The sequence below is a fragment of the Streptomyces sp. NPDC050121 genome, assembly GCF_044460385.1.
GTDB lineage: Bacteria > Actinomycetota > Actinomycetes > Streptomycetales > Streptomycetaceae > Streptomyces > Streptomyces soliscabiei.
The window spans coordinates 150,898-172,939 of the sequence record NZ_JBITJV010000013.1; the positions used below are offsets into that span (position 1 = coordinate 150,898).

Annotated in this window: 17 protein-coding genes and 1 pseudogene; 10 read left to right on the top strand and 8 right to left on the bottom strand. The window is 72.1% G+C overall.

What is annotated here, in order from left to right; all coding sequences use genetic code 11:
- Nucleotides 1-37: 37 nt before the first annotated feature.
- The 5 genes from ACIBTS_RS21430 to ACIBTS_RS21450 form a co-directional block, all read right to left on the bottom strand.
- Nucleotides 38-418 (bottom strand): hypothetical protein, encoded by a 381-nt coding sequence (locus ACIBTS_RS21430; RefSeq protein ID WP_319338986.1) that lies wholly within the window; start codon nucleotides 416-418, stop codon nucleotides 38-40.
- 306 nt (nucleotides 419-724) lie between these two features.
- Nucleotides 725-1,669, bottom strand: a complete 945-nt coding sequence (locus ACIBTS_RS21435; RefSeq protein WP_319338984.1) for a MurR/RpiR family transcriptional regulator — start codon at nucleotides 1,667-1,669, stop codon at nucleotides 725-727.
- Nucleotides 1,670-1,745: 76 nt separating this feature from the next.
- Nucleotides 1,746-3,407 (bottom strand): ArnT family glycosyltransferase, encoded by a 1,662-nt coding sequence (locus ACIBTS_RS21440; protein WP_399321264.1) that lies wholly within the window; start codon nucleotides 3,405-3,407, stop codon nucleotides 1,746-1,748.
- A 92-nt stretch (nucleotides 3,408-3,499) separates the two neighbouring features.
- Nucleotides 3,500-5,416, bottom strand: coding sequence for a phosphatase PAP2 family protein (locus ACIBTS_RS21445; RefSeq protein ID WP_399321266.1), 1,917 nt, complete (start codon nucleotides 5,414-5,416; stop codon nucleotides 3,500-3,502).
- 190 nt (nucleotides 5,417-5,606) lie between these two features.
- Nucleotides 5,607-6,515 carry a BadF/BadG/BcrA/BcrD ATPase family protein gene (locus ACIBTS_RS21450; RefSeq protein WP_399321268.1) on the bottom strand — a complete coding sequence of 303 codons (909 nt, stop codon included), beginning with the start codon at nucleotides 6,513-6,515 and terminating at the stop codon, nucleotides 5,607-5,609.
- Between the two features lie 332 nt (nucleotides 6,516-6,847).
- Here ACIBTS_RS21450 and ACIBTS_RS21455 point away from each other — a divergent pair, with 332 nt between their 5' ends.
- The 6 genes from ACIBTS_RS21455 to ACIBTS_RS21480 all read left to right on the top strand — a co-directional run bounded on the left by ACIBTS_RS21455 (nucleotide 6,848) and on the right by ACIBTS_RS21480 (nucleotide 15,055).
- Nucleotides 6,848-7,981 carry an ROK family transcriptional regulator gene (locus ACIBTS_RS21455; protein WP_399321408.1) on the top strand — a complete coding sequence of 378 codons (1,134 nt, stop codon included), beginning with the start codon at nucleotides 6,848-6,850 and terminating at the stop codon, nucleotides 7,979-7,981.
- 273 nt (nucleotides 7,982-8,254) lie between these two features.
- Nucleotides 8,255-9,583 (top strand): extracellular solute-binding protein, encoded by a 1,329-nt coding sequence (locus ACIBTS_RS21460; protein ID WP_399321270.1) that lies wholly within the window; start codon nucleotides 8,255-8,257, stop codon nucleotides 9,581-9,583.
- Nucleotides 9,584-9,701: 118 nt separating this feature from the next.
- Nucleotides 9,702-10,616, top strand: a complete 915-nt coding sequence (locus tag ACIBTS_RS21465; RefSeq protein ID WP_319670177.1) for a sugar ABC transporter permease — start codon at nucleotides 9,702-9,704, stop codon at nucleotides 10,614-10,616.
- Nucleotides 10,613-11,515 carry a carbohydrate ABC transporter permease gene (locus ACIBTS_RS21470; protein ID WP_399321272.1) on the top strand — a complete coding sequence of 301 codons (903 nt, stop codon included), beginning with the start codon at nucleotides 10,613-10,615 and terminating at the stop codon, nucleotides 11,513-11,515. Before ACIBTS_RS21465 ends, ACIBTS_RS21470 begins: the two co-directional genes overlap by 4 nt.
- Before the next feature lie 2 nt (nucleotides 11,516-11,517).
- The gene (locus ACIBTS_RS21475) at nucleotides 11,518-13,209 is read left to right on the top strand and encodes a hypothetical protein (RefSeq protein ID WP_399321274.1); all 1,692 of its coding nucleotides are present in this window, start codon (nucleotides 11,518-11,520) and stop codon (nucleotides 13,207-13,209) included.
- 13 nt (nucleotides 13,210-13,222) lie between these two features.
- On the top strand, nucleotides 13,223-15,055 hold the full coding sequence (locus tag ACIBTS_RS21480) for a hypothetical protein (RefSeq protein WP_399321275.1): 1,833 nt from the start codon (nucleotides 13,223-13,225) through the stop codon (nucleotides 15,053-15,055).
- A 34-nt stretch (nucleotides 15,056-15,089) separates the two neighbouring features.
- Here the strand turns inward: ACIBTS_RS21480 and ACIBTS_RS21485 are convergent, their stop codons facing one another.
- The gene (locus ACIBTS_RS21485; RefSeq protein ID WP_399321277.1) at nucleotides 15,090-15,743 is read right to left on the bottom strand and encodes a nucleoside/nucleotide kinase family protein; all 654 of its coding nucleotides are present in this window, start codon (nucleotides 15,741-15,743) and stop codon (nucleotides 15,090-15,092) included.
- A gap of 56 nt (nucleotides 15,744-15,799) precedes the next feature.
- On the opposite strand from ACIBTS_RS21485, the pseudogene ACIBTS_RS21490 reads away from it, so the two are divergent.
- From ACIBTS_RS21490 to prcB, 3 genes and pseudogenes are all read left to right on the top strand, one after another.
- Nucleotides 15,800-16,192, top strand: a pseudogene (locus ACIBTS_RS21490) (YybH family protein); the annotation flags it as partial.
- 169 nt (nucleotides 16,193-16,361) lie between these two features.
- Nucleotides 16,362-17,852, top strand: a complete 1,491-nt coding sequence (locus ACIBTS_RS21495; RefSeq protein ID WP_399321278.1) for a hypothetical protein — start codon at nucleotides 16,362-16,364, stop codon at nucleotides 17,850-17,852.
- 103 nt (nucleotides 17,853-17,955) lie between these two features.
- Nucleotides 17,956-18,810, top strand: a complete 855-nt coding sequence (gene prcB, locus ACIBTS_RS21500) for a proteasome subunit beta (RefSeq protein ID WP_399321279.1) — start codon at nucleotides 17,956-17,958, stop codon at nucleotides 18,808-18,810.
- 24 nt (nucleotides 18,811-18,834) lie between these two features.
- On the opposite strand, the gene ACIBTS_RS21505 is transcribed toward prcB, so the two are convergent.
- Together ACIBTS_RS21505 and ACIBTS_RS21510 are read right to left on the bottom strand one after the other, a co-directional pair.
- Entirely contained in the window at nucleotides 18,835-19,626 is a 792-nt protein-coding gene (locus ACIBTS_RS21505) for a DUF5995 family protein (protein ID WP_399321281.1), read from the bottom strand.
- 91 nt (nucleotides 19,627-19,717) lie between these two features.
- Nucleotides 19,718-20,653 (bottom strand): LysR family transcriptional regulator, encoded by a 936-nt coding sequence (locus ACIBTS_RS21510; RefSeq protein ID WP_399321282.1) that lies wholly within the window; start codon nucleotides 20,651-20,653, stop codon nucleotides 19,718-19,720.
- A 134-nt stretch (nucleotides 20,654-20,787) separates the two neighbouring features.
- Here ACIBTS_RS21510 and ACIBTS_RS21515 point away from each other — a divergent pair, with 134 nt between their 5' ends.
- Complete coding sequence (locus tag ACIBTS_RS21515) at nucleotides 20,788-22,032, top strand: MFS transporter (protein ID WP_399321284.1); 1,245 nt, start codon at nucleotides 20,788-20,790, stop codon at nucleotides 22,030-22,032.
- Nucleotides 22,033-22,042 lie beyond the last annotated feature (10 nt).

Sequence of the window (22,042 nt, forward strand, 5' to 3'; positions counted from 1 at the left end):
GTGATGCCCTTCGGCGCACCGGAACGGATCGTCCCGTTCAGCGCCCGGCGCTCTGCTCCACGAGGGCCTGGGTGACCGCGCGGACGCTGCGGGCGATGTGCTGCAACTGCATGACCTCGGCCGCATACATCTTGATCGTGTGCTCGATGACCGACTCCGGCAGTCCGAGCCGGGGCAGATCGGCGCGGGCGGTCTGCAGGGCGGTGCGGGCGACCCGGACCTCGTTCTGGACCTGGATCTGCGCATGGCGGGCGAGCAGCACCGGGTGGCGCAGCAGCGCGGGGTAGCTCGCGTAGCGCGCGGGCACCAGCTCGCGCAGCCACTTGGCCGCCGAGCGCTCCCAGTCGTAGCTGCCGGGCGTCTTGACCTGGCACGGCCAGTCCGAGCTGATGCGCGTCGTCGTCAGGGTCATGATCATCGCTTCCGGTGTGTGGCGTCGTGACGGTGGTCCGACTGTTGGGGGCGGTCCCGGCCCAGGGGAAGACCGGGACCGCCACGGGCGCTCGCGCAAGCGATGCCCCGAACACCCCGCGCGCCGACGCGGGTAGGAGACGGCGGCTTGGGGTGCTCGTACGGGAGCCCTTCGCGGGCGGGTGCGGCCGTGAGCAGTATTTATATATGCCGTCGGCTTTGCAAGGAGTATGAAAACATTCATGCGCGAAATGGGTGCAATGATCCCTCTGTGTACTTCTGGGGGAGGGGGGTGGCCTTTCGAAGGAGCCGGTCACTCACGCAGGAAGAACCTGTGCTCTTCGGCGATCTGCTCGTACTCCTCGAGCCGGGCCTGGGTGCGTTCGGGACCGGCGTCGCTCATGGCCTGGAGCAGCGCCGCCGCCATCACCCCGGGGGCCGCGTAGGAGTCGAAGACCAGGCGGGAGCCGGTGCCGGTGGCGAAGGTCGCGTCGGCCTCGTCGGCCACCGGCCCGAGCGCCAGGTCGGTGATCAGCGCGACCTTGAGACCGGCGCTGCGCGCGACCCGTACGGCGGTCAGGGTCTCCTGCGCGTGCCGGGGCATCGAGAACGCCAGCACCCAGGTCCCGCCCGCCTCCCGGGACTGCAGCAGCGCGTCGTAGGCGACGCTGCCGCCCCGGGTCACCAGCCGTACGTCCGGGTGGACCCGGCGGGCGGCGTAGGCGAAGTACTCGGCGAGCGAGGCGGAGATCCGCAGTCCCACGATGGTCAGCGGCGTCGACTGCGACAGCTTGCGGCCGACGTCGATGACCTGGTCCGGGTCGGCGAAGTCGCGCCGAAGGTTCTCCAGGTTCTCGATCTCCGCGTCGACCGCTGCCTGCAACTCGTTGCTCCGGTTCACCTCCGCCGTCGGCCCGACCGCCAGGGTGCCCAGCGCGATCGACTGGAGCCTCTCCCGCAGCGCCGGATACCCGCTGAAGCCGACGGCCGCGGCGAACCGGGTCACCGAGGGCTGGCTGACCCCGACACGGTCCGCGAGGTCGGTGATCGACAGGAACGCCGCCTCGGTGATGTGCTCGATCAGATACTGGGCGATGCGCCGTTGGCCCGGGGACAGATGGGGCCCGTCGAAGAGCGCCCGGAGCCGGGAGGTCGGGGACACCTCCGTCTCCGGACCGGTTCTGCCCGAGGTGATCGCGGATGCCTGTGCGCGTGCCTGTTGCGGCGATGGCACCGGTGCGCCTCCTTTGTCTTCCACGCAACTCAACATACTTCAGGGACCCTGCCGGTCAGGGAGGGCGAAGACGCCCTTTCGCGTCCCCCGCGACCGCGGTTCACCGGCGGTACAGGGTGATCGAGTGCCCGACCTCGTCGACCGGCCGGCTGGAGCGCAGCAGCTCCGCCAGCGGGCCCTTCGCCTTGGCGGCGGCGGAGTCCGACACGACGAGCAGTCCGTGCACCCGGCTCGCGGGCGCCCGGCGTGGATCGGAGGCCTCGATGCCGTAGGCGGCGGGCACCCCGCTGCCCTTGTACACCAGCCACACCCGCTCGCCCCGGTACCGGCTGCGCAACCGGTCCGCGAGCCGTCCCAGGTCCTGGCCCCAGTCCACGTTGGAGTCGTGCAGGCGCAGGTGGGTCTTCGACGGCCCGCCGAACGCCTCGTTGGAGTACGGCAGGTAGTAGGGATACGTCCGCAGCGAGCTGACGGCGACGAACGCCACCAGCGCCGCCACACCCACCGGTGCCCACCGCCGGCGCACCGCCATCACGCATCCCGCGGCCACGGCCAGGAACATCGGCAGGAACACGGCGTACCGGGTGCCCAGGTCCCGTGACCCGGTCACGGCCGAGGCCAGCAGCACGGCCGCCGGGAGCAGCACATACGGCGCCGCGGGCCGCAGCCGGCGCACCGCGACCATCGTGACCGCCCCCGCCGCCCACAGGGCGAGCATGCCGAGCGGGGTCTTCACGACCAGCGCGACCGGCAGGTAGTACCACCGCGAGCCGGAGTACACATGGCCGAAGAGGAAGCCCTGCCACGCCTGGTTCTCCAGCCCGAACTGGATCCGCATGCCGTCCCGGTACGCCTCCGGGAAGGGCAGCAACCGCACGAGGAGCCCGCGCAGACCGTGCACCACGGGCACCTGAACCGACCGCGGATCCCAGCGCAGCAGCGGATCGACGACGAGATACGCGGCCCAGACGACGGCCACGGCGGTCACCGCCACCACACCCGCCGCCCCCAGAGCCCTGCGCAGGTCACGGGGGCGCCGGGCCCACATCGACAGCGCCGCCAGGGCCATCAGGACACAGATCGCGGGCAGCGTGCTCATCTTCGTGGCGAGGCCCGCGCCGAGCGCGACCCCGGCGAGCGGCAGGTACAGGCGCGGCCTGCCCTGTCGGGCCCGCCACAGCAGCCACGCCGACATCAGCAGGAAGCCCGCCGCCGGGACGTCCAGCGTCGCCAGCGAGCCGTGCGCGACGACGTCGGGGGAGAAGGCGTACAGGGCGAGCGCCGTCAGCGCGGGGGCGCGGCCGGCGATATCGCGGGCGAAGGCGAACACCACCAGGCCGAACAGCAGTGTCAGCACGATCACCGGCAGCCTCGCCCACAGCATCACCCGCCAGGGATCGTTGCCCGACTCGTACAGCAGGTGCCGGCCCGCCGCCTCCTGGGTGCCGGTGAACGAGGGATCGACGTGCGGGTCGGCCAAGGCCACGCCGGCGGCCACGACGAGCTTGCCGAGGGGCGGATGCTCCGGGTTGTAGTGCACGCGGTGCTCGTGCAGGTAGTCGGCGGCCGTGGCGACGTACACCGGCTCGTCGATCGTCGGCGTCTGCCGCACCGCGGTGGTGACCATCGCGACGGCCATCTGGGCGAGCAGCACGGCCACCAGGAGCGGGACGAGCCGGCGCCGGCGGGCCGGCCACGAAGGCTCTCGCGGCCCCGCGTCGGAGGAGGGCTCCAGGACCGTGTGCAGTTCGCGCGCCATCATCCGCCCTGCGGTGACACCGGCCGGGCGGTGGCGGGAGCGATCCGGAGCGGCCTCATGGGCCCACTCTGCATCAGCTCCCGCCACTCGGGGCCCTACCGCTTCAGGAGTCGTACCGACAGACCGTCTGCCGTGTACACGGGTACGGCCCGCAGGCGGTCGGAGTTCAGCTCGACGCGGTCGAACTGACCGCGCAGCGCGCAGGCGTCGATCACCGGGACGGTCGTCCCCGCGGCCGGCGGCTTTTCGGCGTCGAGGCGCAGCTTCAGCACCGAGCCCCGGTCGAGCCGGACCCGCCCGGACACGGTGAGGACGGCCCCGTGGTGTCCACGCAGCGTCAGATCCAGCACCGCGCCGGACTCCTGGGCCCACGCGCCGCGCACCCGCACCGGCGCGCCCGCGCGCAGCGTGCCGCCGGCCAGCCGCACATCGCCCTGACCGAGGGCATCGGCGTGCCCGGCGACGAGCACGCCCTCCTCCAGCACGGTGCCGCCGTGGTAGCGGTTGTGCCCGGTCAGGGTCAGCGTGCCGGAGCCGCGCTTGGTCAGAGAGCCCTCGCCCTCGATGTCGTTGCGCCAGGCGTCGGCCGCCTGGAAGCCGCCCTTGGACGCGTCCAGGGTGACCGTGACGTCGGAGTCGAAGGCGCCGTAACCGTCCGCCGCCGCGAACAGGTTGATCCGGCCCCACTGCTCGAAGCCGTCCAGCAGGACGTACCCGGAGGGCAGCGCGGTCGTGCGCAGCACCTCACGGCGCTGGGCCGCGGTGAGGTACGGCTGCCGGGTCTCCAGCAGCACCTCGGCGCCCTTGGGCACGGTGAGGGGCTTGTTGCCGCCCTGCCGGGTGAGGACGTAGGTCAGCCGCGGCCGGACGGCGCGGGCGTTGGCCTCCCGGTCGGCGTACTCGTCGGAGGCGTCGGAGTGCGCGTAGGAGTACAGCGTGTCGGGCGTGGTGCCGGTCTTCTCGGTGAAGTAGGCCAGGGCCTGGGCACGGGCGGCCGCTTTGAGGTCGGCGTTGGCCGGGTCGGCGAGCGTGGCGGCGGCGAGCGCGGTGGCGAGGACGCGGCCGCCGATCACGTCGACAGGGGAGTGCATGCCGGAGACGATCCGGGTGTGGCTGAGCTCGAGGGCGCGCGTCACCAGCTCCTGGAACCGCTCCGGGACGGCGTACGCGTATGCCAGCGACGCCAGGTGGAACGCGTTGGTGTGGCCGCTCGGGAAACCGCCGTCGTCCGTGGGGGAGGTGCTGCGCTGGCGCAGCAGCTGCGGCACCACGACCACCCTCGAGTCGTACACCGGGAAGCCGAGCGTGTCGGTCTTCCCGGTGTCGACGACCTGACTGTTCTCGTTCATGCGCCAGGGCCGCGGGTACTGGAAGGCGTACTTGCTCGGGTTACCGGAGGCGAACGGGCCGCGGACGGTGTCCACCAGTTTGGCGACCAGGCCCAGGTCGGAGGTGTACGAGCCGGCGCCGAGCGTGGAGCCGGCGGGCGCGCCGGCGGGCACGGCGTCGTCGATCTTGGTGGCGGGGGTGGTGTCCGGCGCGCTGGTGATCGAGGTGACCGCCTTGGCTCCGGCCTTGTACAGGTCCGCCAGGGGGCCCAGGCCGGCGATCATCGCGTAGCTCTGGTGCTGGCGGTCGTAGACGAACGCCTTCTTGCCCTGCGCCTCCGTGCGCGCCCCGGTGATCGCGGCGCAGTAGCGCATGTTGGCGCGGAGTGTCTCCGGGCGCAGCGGACTGCCGGTGTTCCAGGCGGAGCCGGTCTTCCACACCTGCGCGAAGCCGCTGAGGATGCGCACCGCCGCGTTGGTCTCGGGCGTGGAGTTGGCGACCAGGTTCGTCTTGTAGTCGTCGACGAACGGCAGCGGCGCGGTGGCGGCCTTGGCGTCGGCGGCGGCCAGCCAGGAGACCAGCGTCGGGGACGCGACCAGGGCCGCGGAGCCACCGAAGGAGACCTTCAGGAAGCGCCTTCTGTTCACGGCCGAGGGGGAGCTGAGCCCGGCGGATGACGGCATGGGTGTACCTCTCTTGAGTTCTGCGGCCGTGAGGCCAGAGGGGAGGTGCGATCATGTGCGGCTCGTACGCCTTCTGTTGACCTGTGAGCCGGACGACGCGTACGAGCGAAGATCTACGGCCGGGCTGTGTCTCTTCTGCGATGGCCCGGCGACCGGTACATGGCGTGCAGGTGAACGTGAGATCGGCGGCTCACAGAAGTGAACGCGCCAGCGCCACCGCGCCCTCGACCGGCGCCGCGGTGAGCGGCTGCGGCCGGGCCCCCGGTACGGCGTCGGCGAGGGCCGCGGCGAACGCTTCGTACAGCACCGGCTGGCCGAGCACCGTGCCGCCCGCCACGACCACGTCGTCGACCGGGACCCCGCGTGCGGCGAGCCGGCCGACGAGCGCGGCGAGCGCGGCGCCTGCCTCGGCGATCACGGTCCGGGCGAGCGCGGAGCCCTCGGCGGCGGCCGCGAAGACGACGGGGGCGCGCCGTCCCCACTCGGCGGAGACGTCCGTGGCGCTCTCCAGGGCCGCGCCGAGCGCCGGGACCTCGGGCACGCCGAAGGAGGCGACCAGGCCGCGCGCGAGGGCGTCGGGTTCCTCGCCCCGGTCGTGCGCGGCCCACACCGCCCGGGCCGCCTCGCGGACCAGGCCGGCGGCGCCGCCCTCGTCGCCGAGGACCGCGCCCCAGCCGCCCACCTGGACGGGCGCCCCGTCGGGCAGCCGGCCCACGGCCACCGAACCGGTGCCGGCGACGAGGCCGACGCCCTTGTCCAGCCCGGCCGCGGGAACGAGCAACTCGGCGTCCCCCACGAGGTAGGTGGGAACGCCGAGCAGTTCCTGAAGCGCGACCCGGATCCGTGCGCATTGGAGGGGGGTCTCGCAGGCGTGCGCCCCCACCGCGAGCGCGGCGGGGTGCGCGGCCTCGGGCAGCGCCTCACGGAGGAGGGCGGCCAGCCAGTGTGCGGCGGCGGCCGGGTCGTGCGGTCGCCAGCCGCTGCTGGCACGGACGTGGTCGGACACGACGTCGTCGCCCGCGGTGGCGCGCAGGTGCGTCTTGGTACCGCCCACGTCGATGCCGACCACAAGGGGGCGCGAAGGGGGAGAGTCCTGCACGGATCCTCTTTCGTCGATGCGTTGAGCTGCGACGGCGGGCGAACCGTGACCGAAGGATGGTCGGGCCTGGATGCATGCTTGAGCGAACTAGGGAAGCCCCGGGACGGGCTTCTGACGAACACGGCAGGCGTATACCGTGAAGTTCGTTAGGAAGTTAACTAACGAAGTACAGTGCGTCAAGAGGAATCGCGCACTCGACCACCGGGAGGCCCGTCCGGGCCGCCGCGGGGCGGGAACGCGCGACGTCGGAGCATCCCATCGCCGCAGCCCGCCGAGCCGATCGGCGGGCCGCGCGGCCCTGTACCCGTGTGGGGGAAACTGTGGAACTCGACGTGGTGGAGGCCCCCCGCCTGACCGAGAGCGCGAGCGCCGTATTTGCCGTGCTGGCCCAGGCGGGCAGCGCGACCCGGCCCCAGCTCGCGAGCCTCGCGGGACTGTCCAAGCCGACGGTGTCCTCCGCCGTGGCGGAACTTCAGGCCGCCCGGCTCGCCGCGCACTCCGGGACCGCCTCCAGCGGCACCGGCCGCTCCGCCGCCGTCTACTGCCTCGGGCCGGCCGCCGGGGCCGTGCTGGCCGTGGACCTCGGCCCGGCCCTCACCCGGGTCCGGGGTTGCGCCCTGGACGGCGCGCTGCTCGCCGAGGCCACCGCCTCCCGCGAGGACGCCGCCGACGCGGTGCGCGAGGCGCTCGACGCGCTGCCCCACGGCGTACCGCTGCGCTCCATCGTCGTAGCCGTCGGCGATGTCGCCGCGCGGGACCGGCAGGGCAGCGGGATGCGTCCCGCGACCGCCAAGGCGGGCCCGGTCTTCGACGCCATGGCCGTCGCGCTGCCGCCGGGCGTGCCCGTCCACCTGGAGAACAACGTCAACTGCGCGGCCCTGGCCGAACTGCACGAGGGCGCCGCCCGGGGCCGCCACACCTTCGGCTATCTGCGGATCGGTGTGGGCATCGGCCTCGGCATCGTCGTCGGCGGCCAGGTGCTGCGCGGGTCGAACGGGGCCGCCGGAGAGCTGGCCCGGCTGCCCTATCCCTGGGACGACGGCCGTGAGCCGCGCCAGGAGGCCCTGGAGGAGTACATCGGCGCCCGCTCCCTGCTGCGCCGGGCCAGGGAGGCCTGGGAGGCCGCGGACGGGCCGTGCCCGCGCACCACCGAGCGGCTCTTCGCCCTCGCGGGCGAGGGCAGAGCCACAGCCGGCGCCGTCGTCGGCCGCCATGCCGTGGACGTGGGCCGGCTCGCCGCCGCCGTGACGGCGGTCCTGGACCCGGGGCTCATCGTGCTCGGAGGCAGCACCGGCGCGGATCCGCAGCTCCTGCCCGGCGTGCGGGCCGAGCTCGCACGGCTGAGCTGGCCCACCGAGGTGGTCAGCAGCACGGTCGGGGATTCCGGCACCGTCGTGGGCGCCGCGCGGCTCGCGGTCGCCCGGGGAGTCCAAACCGTGACCGAGACCGCGCGGGCTAAGGATTGACGGCCTCCGACTCGGTCTGCCAATGTCCGGACAAGCGCTTTCTAAGTCGGCCGGGACGCCGACTCGGGGTAGCTTCCCGCCCGTACTCGAAGTACGGCAGCCGCACGAGGGCGTGCTTGTGCGACGACGGCCCTCATGGCCGGGGATCCCACCCGTGAAGGCGACGCGGCCGGGCGAGGCCGCGCCCCCGGAAAGCGAAATCTCCTGCAAAATGCACCCGTGCCGCCTCGGCTGGCGCCGTGCTCCGTCCAGTACGACGAAAAGGGATCGAAAATGACCAGTGTGGGTGTGCGGCGCTCCCGCCGACTCGGCCGCGGCGGCATACGCCGGGTGGTTCCCCTCGCTGCCGTGGCCACGGCAGGTGTCCTTCTGCTCTCGGCCTGCGGGTCGGGATCCGACTCGGGCGGGACCTCGAAGTCGCTGACGTTCTGGATCTCCACGGTTCCGGGGCAGGACGCGGGCTGGAAGAAGCTGGTGGCGCAGTACAAGAAGGAACAGGGCGTCGACGTCAAGCTCGTCAACATCCCCTACGACGGCTACACGACGAAGCTGAAGAACGCCGCGCAGGCGAACTCCCTGCCCGACGTGGCGGCCGTGCCGTCGCTGGACCCGATCTGGTCGGCCAAGCTGATCGACCTCAAGTCCATCGCCGAGAACAAGACCAACAAGATCAACGCGAACTTCATCGCGAAGGACTCCTCCGGGAAGGTGCTTGCCATCCCCTCGGACGTCACCGCGTCCGGCCTGTACATCAACAAGTCGCTCTTCGAGAGGGCCGGCGTTGCCTTCCCGACCTCGCCCCAGAAGACCTGGACCTGGACCGACTTCATCGAGGCGGCGAACACGGTCCGCGAGAAGACCAAGGCCAAGTACTCCCTCACCTTCGACCAGTCGCCGTCCCGGCTCCGTGCCATGGTGTACGAGATGGGCGGCAAGTACGTCCACGCGGACGACTCCGGCAAGTTCTCGGTGGACGACGCGACCAAGAAGGCCGTGAACACCTTCGTCGGCTGGAACGACGACAAGACCATGCCGAAGTCGGTGTGGACCAGCGGCGCCGACCCGTCGGCGATGTTCCAGAGCGGTGACGTGGTCGCCTACTGGTCCGGCGTGTGGCAGGTCGCCTCCTTCGCCGAGAGCATCAAGAAGTTCGAGTGGGCGAGCGTCCCGACCCCCGCCCAGCCGGTGCAGGCCTCCGACGTCAACGCCGGCGGCATGATGGTCGGCTTCAACAACAACGGCGACGCGGCCACCGCCACGACCAAGTTCATGTCCTGGCTGTACGAGCCGGACCACTACCGCGTGCTGTGCGAGACGTCCGGCTTCCTGCCGGTCGAGAGCGGGCTGAACCCGAAGTACCCCTTCACCTCGGAGGCGGCGCAGGCGGCGTTCAAGCTGTACAACGAGGAGATCCCGCTCTACGCCCCGATCTCCGGCTACTTCAACGGCGCCCAGACGGAATGGGTGCTGAAGGGCAAGAGCATCACCGAGGACCCGACCAAGACGGAGCTCGGCAAGGCGATCAACGGCCAGCAGTCGGCCGACAAGGCCCTGGAGAACATCGTGGCCGGCTACAACCAGCAGGTCGGCACCGGATCGTAGGCCACAGGGCCGGGCGGCGGGACCTGAACCCCCCCCCCCCGGCCCTGGACGCCCACGTGATGCCGGGCTCATGGCGTGAGCCCACGAAGATCCCTTCCACCAGCACGGAGTCAGGAAGATGACCAAACACGCCCCGGACGTGTCCGTGAGCCCGCCCAGGAGACGACGCAGCCGCTACGTCCTCGCGCCGCTCGTCCTCATCGCGGCCAATGTCGTGCTCTTCTCGCTGTTCTTCGTCTGGCCGGCGGTGATCGGGTTCGTCTACTCCTTCACGAACTACACGGGCGTGGGGGCGTTCAGCTTCGTCGGACTGGACAACTACCACCAGCTGATCGGGGACTCCGCCTTCTACGGCGCGCTGACCCGCACGCTCCTGTACGCCGTGCTCTTCGTCCCGCTCAACTTCGGGGCCTCGCTGCTTATTGCCAACCTGCTGGTCAGCAAGAACGCCAAGGGCACGTCCGTGGCCCGCGTCATCTTCTTCATCCCGTGGCTGCTGTCGCCCATCGTCGTCGGCGTCCTGTGGCGCTGGCTGTTCGGCGAGAACTTCGGACTGGTCAACTACCTCATCGAGCAGCTCGGCGGAAGCGCCGTCCCCTGGCAGTCGAACGCGGACCTCTCGCTGCTCGTGGTGGTGATGGCGGCGTCCTGGACCTGGACGGGCTTCTCGATGCTGCTGTTCATCGCGGCGATCAAGAACGTGCCGGTGTCGTACTACGAGGCGGCCTCGCTCGACGGCGCCGGTCCGTGGCGCCAGTTCTTCAGCATCACGCTGCCGAGCATCGCGCCCACCTCGTTCATCGTCATCCTGCTCAACACGATCAACGCGATGAAGGAGTACCCGGTGTTCGTCGCCCTCAACAACGGCGGACCCGGCACCTCGAACAACCTGCTCGTCCAGTACATCTACGAGACCGGCTTCAAACGGGGCCAGATCGGCTACGCGAGCGCCGCGTCGTTCGTGCTCATGCTCATCCTGATGGCCGTCGCGATCATCCAGCTGATCGTCAACCGACGGGTGGAGAACCGATGACAACCACCGACATCCCGCGCCCGGTCGACGCCGGTTCCGGACGGGCCGTTTCCAAGAAGCGCACCCGCGGCACGGGCAGCGGCGGACTGCGGCAGGCGGTGTCCGCGACGACACTGCTGTGGATCATGGCGTGCCTGTACGGGCTGCCGGTGCTGTGGTTCATCCTCAGCTCCTTCAAGCCGGCCAGCGACCTGTTCTCCTATCCGCTGACCCTGGTTCCGCACAACCCCACTCTGTCGGGCTTCAAGGCGGCCTGGGACAGCGCCAACTTCTCCCAGTACTTCATCAACACCGCCCTCGTGTGCGTCATCACGACGATCCTCACGGTGGGCGTCAGCTGCTGCACCGGGTACGCGCTGGCCAAGTACGACAACCGCTGGCTCAAGGCGTTCTTCCTCTGCATCCTGGCCACCACGATGCTGCCCGGCGAGGTCATGCTCGCCCCGGAGTTCCTGGTGGTCCGCAACCTCGGCCTCTACAACTCGTTCGCCGGCATCATCCTCCCGGCGGTGCTCACCGCCACCGGATGCTTCATGTTCCGCCAGTTCTTCCTGACGGTTCCCGACGAACTCGTGGAAGCCGCACGCATCGACGGCGCCCGCGAACTGTCGATCTTCCTGCGGATCATGGTGCCGCTCTCCCGGCCCATCATGCTGACCCTCGCCATCCTGTCCTTCCAGTGGCGGTGGAACGACTACATCTGGCCGCTGCTGATGCTCAACGACCCCAACAAGTTCACCGTGCAGATCGGCATCCAGTCCATCGTCGGCGCGCAGAACATCAACTGGTCGGTACTGCTCGGCGCCTCGGTCATCTCCATGATCCCGCTGATCGCCATCTTCCTGGTCTTCCAGCGCTACGTCATGGGCGCCGACATCAACGCCGGTCTGAAGGACTGACCTTGCCCGCTCCGATCGACCACGAGTTCGTACGCGCGGCGGCGCTCGCCGCCGACGGGTCGGCCGACCCGTCGGCGGAATTCATTGAGCCGCACCGCGCCCTGGCCCGGCGGGTGAAGACCCTGGTCGCGGCGTACCGCTCGCCGGAGTCGGCCCTGCACGGCAGCGAGCAGGCCGTCGCCGCCGCGCTGACCCACCTGCGTGCCCTGCGGTCCGCGCAGACGGCGTCCGGCCTCTTCGCGGGCGGCGACAACGTGCAGTCGCCGCCGGACTCCGCGTTCACCGTCAACGACGTGTGCGACGCGCACGTCCTCGCCGCGGGCGCGGGGCCCGAACTGGCCGACGTCACGGCGGCGCTCGCCGAAATCGCCGGCGCCGCCACCGAAAGCCTCCTGACCGGTGGGGTGCACACCCCCAACCACCGCTGGGAGCTTTCCGCGGCACTGGCCCGGCTGCACCGGTCGTTCCCCGACGACCGGCTGCTCGCCCGCGCCGAGGAGTGGCTCGCCGAGGGCGTCGACATCGACGCGGAGGGCCTGTACTCGGAACGCAGCGCCGTCTACGCGTCCATCGTGACCAACCCGGCGCTGCTGTTGCTGGCCGAGGTGCTCGGGCGTACCGACCTGCTGGATGCCGTCGAACGCAACCTCACCGCGACCCTGGGCCTGATCAGGCCGGACGGCACGGTGGAGACCGTCCACTCGCGCCGCCAGGACCAGAGGCTGCCGTTCGCGCTGTGGCCGTACCTGCCGCACTACCGGCTGCTCGCGATCCGCACCGGCCGGGGCGACTTCGCCCGCGCGGCCCGCCTGGCGGCCGCCGGCGGCATCCACGACCCCGACCTGCTCGCCCAGATCCTCCTCACGCCGGATCTGTGCCGCGCCCTGCCGGCCCCGGACGCGGAGCAGCTCCCGCGCGACCGGTACCTCCCCACCGCACGCCTCGCCGCACACGCCTCGGACACCGCGCACACGGTGGTGTACGGCGGCTCCGACGTGCCCGAGCATCGGCGCATCCGCTCGGGCCTCGCCTGCAACCCCACCTTCCTGCGCATGTTCGCCGGGGCCGCCGTCCTCGACGCGGTCCGCCTCTCGCGGGTGTTCTTCGACCTGGGCCCGTTCCGCGCCGCCGACATGGAACAGCTCGCCGACAACCGGTACCGGCTCACCCAGACCCTCACCACCGCCTACTACCAGCCGCTCCCGAAGGACCGCAGGCGCGACGACGGCGCCTACCGCCTGGTGGACGAAGGCCGCTTCTCCGCGGCGATGGCCTTCCCGGACCGCCCTCAGGACGAGGTCTCCCACACCACCCGGGTCGAGGTCGACCTGCGGGAGGACGGGGCCGACCTGCGGATCGACATCAGCGGCCCAACGGTGCCCTGGGCCCTCGAACTGACCTTCCGCCCGGGCGGCGAGCCGCAGGGCGCCGTACCGCTGGGCGACGGACGCTGGTGCATGACGACCGAGCCCCTGACCTACCGCGTCGGCGACGACGAGATCCGGGTCGAGGCCGCCGTCGAGACGGGCGAACCGCTCGCGGGACCGGACCGGAGCGACGTACTGCGCTACGACCCGGGGCAGGACTACACCGTGGCCGGCGGCACCGACGCGACGACCGGGAACCGCGTCTACCTCGGTGGGCACGGGCCGCAGACACTGACCCTCACACTGCGCGCCACCTCTCAGGCATGAAGGGCTGATCTCCTTGCACCTCCCACGCCAGCTCGGCCCGCTGCACGACCTGCCGGACACCCCTGAGGCGTACGACGCCGTGCTCGCCGACGTCACCGAGGTTGCCCTCGCGCGCCTCACCCCCGAGGGCAACCTCGAACACCCCGACTGCGACGACGACATCGGTGACACCTCCCTCGGCATCACCTCACTGCTCGCCTTCGCCTGGCAGCGCACCAAGGACGACCGACTGCCGGAGGCGGTCCGCCGCAGCCTCGCCTTCCATTTGCGCGAGCGCGTCTACGTCGACGACAACCCCGGCTACCCGAACCTCAAGGTCCGCAACTCCGGTCTGCCGTACGCCCGTTACACCCTCGTCGCCGGCGCCCACCCGATCGGCGACTGGCCGAGTACGGTGTGGGCGCTGCTCCAGGCGGTGAACCTGCTCGACGCGGCCGACGGTCTGGTCGACGACGCCCAGCGCGCCGAACTCCTCGACGTGGCCCACGGATACTGGCGCTGGCTCACCGAGGCGACCTTCTTCAACCCGCAGGAGGCCGGGAACCAGGCGATCGGCTGTGTCGTCGGCGGCCTGATGCTCGCCCGCCATCTCCCGCCGGAGGAAGGCGAGTCGGTCCGCGCCCGCGCGATCGAGCTGTACGTCGAGAAGATCCGCGACCACCGGGTCGCCGACCGGGGCGCGCTGCTGCCCCCCGAGCACGGCGGCGCCTACGACAACAACTACGGCCCGATCTCCCTCTCCTTCCTCGCCCAGGCCCACCGGATCAGCGGTGAGGAGATCTTCGCCGAGGACGGCGACGCGCTCGCCCGCTACATCGACGCCCGCCTCACCGGCGGCGGCTTCGACAACGGCGGCCCCCGCTACAGCGAGCAGCACTCCGCCTTCGAGTCCGTCCTCGGCCTGCGCTACTTCGGCGCCCGGATCAGCGCCGACCTGGGCCGCTACCGGGGCGACAGCCGCTGGGCCAGGCACGCGGCGAAGGACGACGGCGGGGTCGACGGGCACTTCGCTTGGATGCTGGTCTGGCAGATCCAGGACACCACGCCCTGGCACCGCGAGCCCTCCTCCCGGACCGCGCGCCACCAACTGCGGTCCGGGACGGTCTCGGTGGCCTTCGACGACCGGATGACCCCGGCGGTGATCGAGGCGGCCGGGACGTATTGCCTGCCCGCCGCCGTGGGCCGTCAGCACGGCTTCGGACCCGTCACCGACGGCTTCCTGCTGTGCCGCCCCATGGGCGAGGTCCGTGTGCGTGACGTCCGCGCCGACGGCCTGACCGCCAAGCTCGTCACCAAGCCGGTCGTGGGCCGCGACCACGTCCTGCGCCACGTGCGCTCCCTGTACGTCACCGACGGCGCCACCCTGTGGACGGCCGTCGCCGTGGAACGCCTCGACGGCACGCCGTACCTGCTGGCCGGCCTGCCGTACGCCGAGGACGACGGCGACCGGGTCCGGCGTACGGCGCACGCGGCCGTCTCCTCGGCGGGCGCCCTGCGGCTCACACACCCGCAGGCACCGGGGCCGGAGCACTTCGACGCCCGCGCCGAACTCACCCAGGAACAGGCCGCCTTCGCCCTCGCCGCCGACCCGCGCGGCTACGGCAACCCGGACGAGGGGTGGCGCCATCTGGTCAGCTCGACGGCCCTGGAGGCGGGGCCGGTCGCCGACGCACCGGACGACCTGCATGTGTTCGCCGTGCGGTACGGCACCGAGGAGCCGTTCACGGTGGCGGTCGAGCGGGGCGAGCAGGGGCTGACCGTGCGCACGGACGCCTTCACCGCCGTCCTCGGACCGGACGACGCGCACGCCGAGCCGCAGCTGACGCTCAGCGCGGTCAGCCGCTGACGGCGGCGGGGGAGAGGGAGAGCCCGAACCTCCGCTACCGTGCGCCGGTGGCAGTCGGGGTGACCACCAGATCCGCCCGGTCCCGCGTCGCCGCCACCAGGTCGGCATTGCGCTGGTCGGTGCCCAGGACCCAGGCCACCGCCTCCTCGTGCCCCTTGCCGAACTCCTCGTGGCGGGCGACCAGCCGCCGGACGCGCTCGTCCTCCGCGACCGCGCAGAACCACACCTCGTCCAGCGCGGCCCGCACCCGCTGCCACGCGCCCGTGTCCAACAGCAGGTAGTTGCCCTCCGTCACGATCAGCCGGGCCGTCGGCGGTACCGGCACCGCGCCGGCGACCGGCTGCTCCAGGACCCGCTCGAAGGCCGGCGCGTACACGACCTCGTCGCCGTCGCTCTCCTCCCGCAGCCGCCGCAGCAGGGCCGCGTACCCGGCCGCGTCGAAGGTGTCGGGCGCGCCCTTGCGGTCCCGGCGGCCGAGGCGGTCCAGTTCGACGTCGGCGAGGTGGAAACCGTCCATCGGGACATGCGCGACCCAAGGCTCACCGGCGCCGTTCAGCTCCCGCACCAGGCGCTCTGCGAAGGTCGTCTTGCCCGCGCCGGGGCTGCCGGTGATGCCGAGGAGCGCGCGCCGGCGGCCGTCCCCGGCGAGGGCGCGGGCGCGTATGAGCAGGTCGTCGAAAGTGAGCACACAGCAGAGTGTCGCAGTCTCCTGGAAGGAGACCCGTGGGCGAGAGGAGGACGACCGTGTCCGACGACGAGACACAGATCCGCGCGCTGATCACCCGCTGGGCCGACGCCGTCCACCGGGGCGACCTCGACACCGTCCTCGACCATCACGCGGACGACCTCGTGATGTACGACGTGCCGGCGCCCCACGAGGGCATCCGGGGTCTGGCCGCCTACCGGGCGACCTGGCCGCCGTTCTTCGTGTGGCAGGCCCAGGGCGCCCGCTTCGACATCGACACCCTCGACGTCACCGCCGGCCACGACGTCGCCTACGCCCATGCCCTGCTGCGCTGCGGCACGCCGCAAGAGCTCGCCGCGTGCCCCTCGCTGCGGCTGCGGCTCACCTTCGGCCTGCGCAAGGAGCGCGGCCGCCGGCTGATCGCGCACGAGCACCACTCCTTCCCGCACGACTCAAGCCGAGGGCGAGGCGAGAGCAAGCCGAGAGCAAGCCGAGAGCAAGCCCTGGGCAAGCCCTGGGCAAGCCGAGGGGCGTACGCCACCCTGCATCCCCGAGCGATGCGGGTTAGTTTGTCCGTGTTTTTCTGTTCTTTCGTTATTCGGTTGTTCGAGGGGACGGACGATGGTCAACGGCGCGAACGCCCTGCTCGTGGGCAGGCGACGGCGCGTACCGGCGAGCCGGCCCGGCAGCCCGTGGCGACCACGTGGCCACCGGCTGCTCGCGGCGGTGGCCGGTGCCTTCACCCTGGCCCAACTGCTCCTGGTCCGCCCGGGCATGGGCCTCGGCTGGGACGAGACGGTGTACGTCAGCCAGGTCGCCGCCCAGGCGCCGCCGGCCTTCTTCAGCGCGCCACGCGCCCGGGGGGTCACCCTGCTGGTGGCGCCGGTGACGTCCTGGTCGACGTCGACGGAGCTGCTGAGGATCTATCTGGCCCTCGCGTCGGGCCTCGGCCTGTATCTCGCCCTGCGCGTGTGGCGCGGACTGTTCCCGGCCCGTGTCGTGGCTGTCGCCGGCGCGCTCTTCGCCTCGCTGTGGGTGACCCTGTTCTACGGGCCGCAGGCCATGCCCAACTACTGGGTCGCCCTCGGCGGCCTGGCCTGCGTCGGCTGTTTCCTGCGGGCCCGCGCCCGCCCCGACCGGGCCGCCCTGTGGGGCGTCGCCGCGAGCGGCTCGCTGATGGCATGGATGCGGCCCGCTGACGCCGTGTGGCTGTCGCTGCCGCTGCTCGTCCTGGCAGCCGTCCGCCACCGGCGCGTCGCGCTCCCGCTCCTGGCAGGACTCGCGACGGGCGCCGGACAGTGGGTGATCGAGGCGTACACCACGTACGGCGGCCTCGGCCGGCGGCTGACCGACGCCTCCCGTATCCAGGGCGGACTGGGCTGGAACGTCGCCGTGGACGACCAACTGCGCGCGCTGGCCGGGCGCACCCTGTGCCGCCCGTGCACCGGATCCCTGCCGAATCCGGCGGTCATGGCCTGGTGGTTCGTCCTTCCGGCGCTCGCCGCCGCCGGACTCGTGCTCGCGGTACGAGCCCGGCGCACCGCACCCACGCTGCTGCCGCTGACCTGCGCCACGACGGCCGCCGTCCCCTACCTGTTCCTGATCGGCTATGCCGCCCCCCGCTTCCTGCTGCCCGCCTACGCACTGCTCGCGATCCCGGTCGCCGACGCGCTGCTGCACCTGGTCACCCGGCCGGACGGCCGCCCGCGTCCGATCGTCGCGACGCTGACCGCGCTCGCGCTCGCCGGGCATCTGGCCGTGCAGTACGCCGTCCTGGACCACACCGTGGACCGCACCACCAAGAGCCACCGCGACTGGACCCGCGCCGCCGCGCAACTGCACCGGCTCGGCGTCCGTCCGCCCTGCCTGCTCACCGGGCACGAGGCCGTCCCCGTCGCCTTCTACGCCGGCTGCGCCTCGGCCGGCACGAGCGGCCACGACGCCGACACCACCGAGGCGGCGATCCTGCGCACCGCCCGCCGGATGCCCACGGCCGTGCTCACCCGACCGGGCGATATGCCCCCTGCCTACGCCCGTACCTGGGAAGCCCGTCACACAAGCCGCCTGGACCTGTACATCGCACCGATCGCGCGCGAGCACCGGGCCGCCTGACGTCATCTTCCGGCCATCGGCCTCCGTGCGTCGTACATGTGTTTCCCGGCCGTCCGGCGCAGGTAGGTAGTGGGGTGTCGGAGGCGACGGCGAGGGGAACGGCATGGTGCAGAGCGGAACCGAGGGACGGCCGGCGGACGAGTTCTTCACGGTGGGCGGCTCGTCCTTCCGTGACTTCCTGGCGGCGCACCGACCCGAACTGCTCCCCACCCGCCGACCGTTCCCCGACGGTGTCCGGGCCGCCCCGGACAGCTTCCCGCACGGCACGACCGTGCTGGCCCTCGCCTACCGCGACGGTGTGCTGATCGCCGGTGACCGCCGGGCCACCATGGGCAACCTCATCGCGCAGCGCGACCTGGAGAAGGTGCACCCGGCGGACGACCTCACCGCCGTCGCCTTCGCCGGCAGCGTCGGACTCGCCCTGGACATGGTGAAGCTGTACCAGGTCGAGCTCACGCACTTCGAGAAGGTCGAGGGCGTCCCCATGACCCTCGGCGCGAAGGCGCGCCGGCTGGCCACGATGATCCGGCAGAACCTCGACCAGGCCATGCAGGGTCTAGCCGTCGTCCCGCTCCTCGCCGGCTACGACACCGCCGCCGCCCCGGGCGCCCGGGGCCGCATCTTCAGCTTCGACGTGGCCGGCGGCCTGTACGAGAAGTCGCCCTTCCACGCCGAGGGCTCCGGCTCCCCGTACGCCCGCGGGTCGCTGAAGAAGCTGTACCGCGCCGGCATGTCCCGGCGCGAGGCGGCGCTGGCCGCGCTCCAGGCGCTGTACGACGCCGCCGACGACGACTCCGCCACCGGCGGCCCCGACCTCAACCGCCGTATCTTCCCGATCGTCTCGGTCATCACCGAGGAGGGCTTCGAGCGGCTGCCCGAGTCGGAGACGGAGCAGCTCAGCCGCGAGGTGGTCGACCGGCGCCGAAACAACCCGGACGGCCCGAACGCCACCGCGTGACACCCCGGAGCGATCCGCCGGGCCTCACGCCGTCTCCTGCCGGGCGGAGGGTCGCTCCACGGCGTCGTCCAGATGAGCGATGACGGCCGGCACGTCGTCGCTCTCGGTGCTCCGGATCAGCTCCAGGGCCGGCCGGACGAGGCCGCTGGGCCGGGCTGTCAGACGTGCGAGGACGGCGGCCCGGACGTCGAGCCGCTCGATGGTGGCCTCGCGCTCCCGCTCGCTCTGGCCGGCGAGCAGGACGGCGTTGTACCACGCCTCCTCGCGGGACTGACGGACGCTGAAGTCGAGGATCCGCTCGTCGGTGCGGGCGCCGACCCGATCCAGCAGGAACAGGAGCGGCGACACGGCGCCGACCGACTCCTCCACCGCCAGCACCACCCCGGCGAGGATGTCGTTGATCAGCAGAAAGTCACGCCGCAGTTCGTGGATGGCCTCGCCGGGGCTGGTCCGGGCGGCGGCGACGGCCAGGTCGAGGTTGATGTGCGCGTTCACGCCGAGCAGCAGATGCTGGACGATGACGGTGTCGGCGTCGTCGAGCAGCCCGAACGCCTCACGCCAGCAACGCGGCCCGCTCCGGTCCCGACGCCAGGCGTCGTACGCGTCGAAGTAGCGGTTGCCGAAGTGCGTGTCGAACCGGTCCATTCGGGCGCCGTCGTCGAACTGCCCACCGTGAACGGCCGCCCGGACCCGGACCGTCACCTGCCGGTACAGCGCCGCGAAGTACCCCACCCGGTCACCGGCGCGGCCGGCCTCCCGCACGATCCCGGCAAGCCCGTCCACGACATCGTCGATGTTCTCCGCCGCCGTGCCCAACTCCCCTCTCCCGGTTCCTCGTTCGGCCCGCGCGCCGGCTGTGGCGCGCGGCGCCCACCACAGCCCCGTCCTACCACCGACGTGGCGGCGTTCAGCGGGGAATCACCCAGTCCGGCGTCCAGATGCCGGCGGCGTCGTGGCCGGCCGCGGTGGCGGCGAGGTGGGCGCGGAGAGCGGTCAGCGCCGGGTGGGGGTTGTCGCGGTGCCAGAGGAGCGAGTGCGGGTAGACAGGGGTGGGGCCGGTCACCGGGATGCGGCGCAGGCCGTGGCCGGCGGGCCAGACGAGGCGGGTCTGCTCGCTGATGAAGGTGGCCAGGGCCGGGGTGTCGGCGACGGTGTCGAGGAGCGCGTCGGAGCCGAAGTTGGGGCCGGTCGCCTCGATGGTGAGGCCGAACGCGGCGACGAGGTCGTCGTAGTAGGCGGCCCACTCGGTTCCGGGGACGATGCCGGGCATCCAGATCCGGTGCCCGACGAGCTGGGGGAGGGTCACCGACCGGGCGCCCGCCAACGCGTGGGCGGGGCCGGTCAGGAGCTGGAGCGGCTCGTCGAGCACACGGACGGACTCGATGTCCTCGGGGAGGGGACGGCCCGGCATGGCGACGGCACGGAAGGACGCGTCGATCTCACCGGACCGGATGGCGGCGACGGCCGTCTCGACGTCGAACAGCCACACCACGTCGAGCTCGATCTCGGGGTGCGCGCGGTGGAAGCCGCGCATCAGACCCGACGGCGCGACGCGAGAGGCGATCACGTCGACGCGCAGCGGACGGCGGGCGGGACGCACGGAGGCGACCGCGCGCTCGGCGACGCGCAGCAGCTCGCGCGCGTGGGGCAGGAACGCCTGCCCGTCGATGGTGAGCTGGGCACCGCGCGCGGTGCGGGTGAACAGCCGCACGCCGAGGGTGCGTTCCAGCGCGGCGATGCGCTTGGAGACGGCCTGCTGGGTGACCGCCAGCTCGGCGGCGGCCTCCTGGAACTGCCCCGCGTCGGCGGCGGCGACGAACGTCCGGACGGTGTCGAGGTCCATGTCGCCACCCTAGGGGTACAACCACCAGTTGTGGCCAGGAGGTCCTGCGGTTGTTTGATCCCTACGTACGCTGCTCGCTTTGATGTATCCGATCGCGGATCGGTTGTGCGGGCGAGTGGCGGGGGGCGGCGGGCATGAGAAGCGGGCACCGGCTTGGGCGGCGGTTCGGATGGCTCTGGGGAGCGTACGGGACCAGTGCGCTCGGCACCTGGCTCGCCTTCGGCGCGTTCCCGCTGATCGCCATCCAGGTGTTGCACGCCGGACCGGCCGAGGTCGCCGCGCTGTCCTGCGTCGGGGCCGCGGTGGGCGCGGCCGTGGCGATGCCGCTCGGCCCGTGGGTGGAGTTCCGCCGTAAGCGGCCGGTGCTGATCGCGATGGACCTGGTGCGGTTCGCGGCGCTGCTGACGGTCCCCGCCGCGTTCGCGCTCGGCGTGCTCACCTTCCTTCAGCTCCTGCTGGTCTCGGTCGTCGTCGCGGCGGCCGACATCACCTTCCGCGCCGCCTCCGGCGCGTACCTGAAGACGCTGCTGCCGGCCGAGGACCTGCTCGTCGCGGGCGCCCGGCTGGAGTCCACGGCCTGGACGACCACGATCATCGGACCGCCGCTGGGCGGCGCGGCGATCGGGCTCCTCGGCCCGGTGGCGACGGTGGTGGCCGACGCGGTCAGCTACCTCCTCTCGGCCCTGGGCATCCGCGCGATGGGCGGGGACGAGCCGCGGCCCGAGCGCCGGGAGACCGAACGCATGCGGGCCCGCGACCTGCTCGACGGGTGGCGGTACATCCTCGCCGACGCGACGCTGCGACCGCTGTTCTTCAACACCGCCTTGTTCAACGCCCTGGTGATGGCCGCCCAGCCGCTGCTCGCCGTCCTGATGCTCGGCCGGCTCGGGTTCTCACCGTGGCAGTACGGCCTCGCCTTCGCCGCGCCCTCCATCGCCGGCCTGCTCGGTTCGCGGCTGGCCCGGCCGCTCGTCACCCGGTTCGGGCAGCACCGGGTGCTGGTCGTGGTCGGGGCGCTGCGCGCGATCTGGCCCGTCGGCCTGGCCTTCCTCGGGCCGGGCGCCGGCGGTCTGCTGCTGGTGATCGGCGTCGAGCTCGGGCTCATCTTCTGCTGCGGAGTCTTCAACCCGGTCTCCGCCACCTGTCGCCTGGAGCGCACCGCACCCGACCGGGTCGCCCGCACCCTGTCCGCCTGGGCGGTGACGACCAAGGCCTCGACCGCACTCCTGACGGCCCTCTGGGGCGTCCTGGGCGGTCTGCTCGGGCTGCGCACGGCCATCGGCCTGGCCGGCCTGCTCCTGCTGGCGACCCCGCTGCTGCTCCCCCGCCGCGCGGCAGCGCCACTCGCCGAGCCGCAGCCGGCGCCGAACCGCGCCTGACGGACCGCCG

Excerpts from the sequence above, each read along its gene's own strand:
- ACIBTS_RS21430 (WP_319338986.1), bottom strand. The coding sequence starts at position 418 with ATGATCATGACCCTGACGACGACGCGCATCAGCTCGGACTGGCCGTGC.
- ACIBTS_RS21440 (WP_399321264.1), bottom strand. The coding sequence starts at position 3,407 with ATGATGGCGCGCGAACTGCACACGGTCCTGGAGCCCTCCTCCGACGCG.
- ACIBTS_RS21445 (WP_399321266.1), bottom strand. The coding sequence starts at position 5,416 with ATGCCGTCATCCGCCGGGCTCAGCTCCCCCTCGGCCGTGAACAGAAGG.
- ACIBTS_RS21460 (WP_399321270.1), top strand. The coding sequence starts at position 8,255 with ATGACCAGTGTGGGTGTGCGGCGCTCCCGCCGACTCGGCCGCGGCGGC.
- ACIBTS_RS21465 (WP_319670177.1), top strand. The coding sequence starts at position 9,702 with ATGACCAAACACGCCCCGGACGTGTCCGTGAGCCCGCCCAGGAGACGA.
- ACIBTS_RS21470 (WP_399321272.1), top strand. The coding sequence starts at position 10,613 with ATGACAACCACCGACATCCCGCGCCCGGTCGACGCCGGTTCCGGACGG.
- ACIBTS_RS21495 (WP_399321278.1), top strand. The coding sequence starts at position 16,362 with ATGGTCAACGGCGCGAACGCCCTGCTCGTGGGCAGGCGACGGCGCGTA.
- prcB (WP_399321279.1), top strand. The coding sequence starts at position 17,956 with ATGGTGCAGAGCGGAACCGAGGGACGGCCGGCGGACGAGTTCTTCACG.
- ACIBTS_RS21510 (WP_399321282.1), bottom strand. The coding sequence starts at position 20,653 with ATGGACCTCGACACCGTCCGGACGTTCGTCGCCGCCGCCGACGCGGGG.
- ACIBTS_RS21515 (WP_399321284.1), top strand. The coding sequence starts at position 20,788 with ATGAGAAGCGGGCACCGGCTTGGGCGGCGGTTCGGATGGCTCTGGGGA.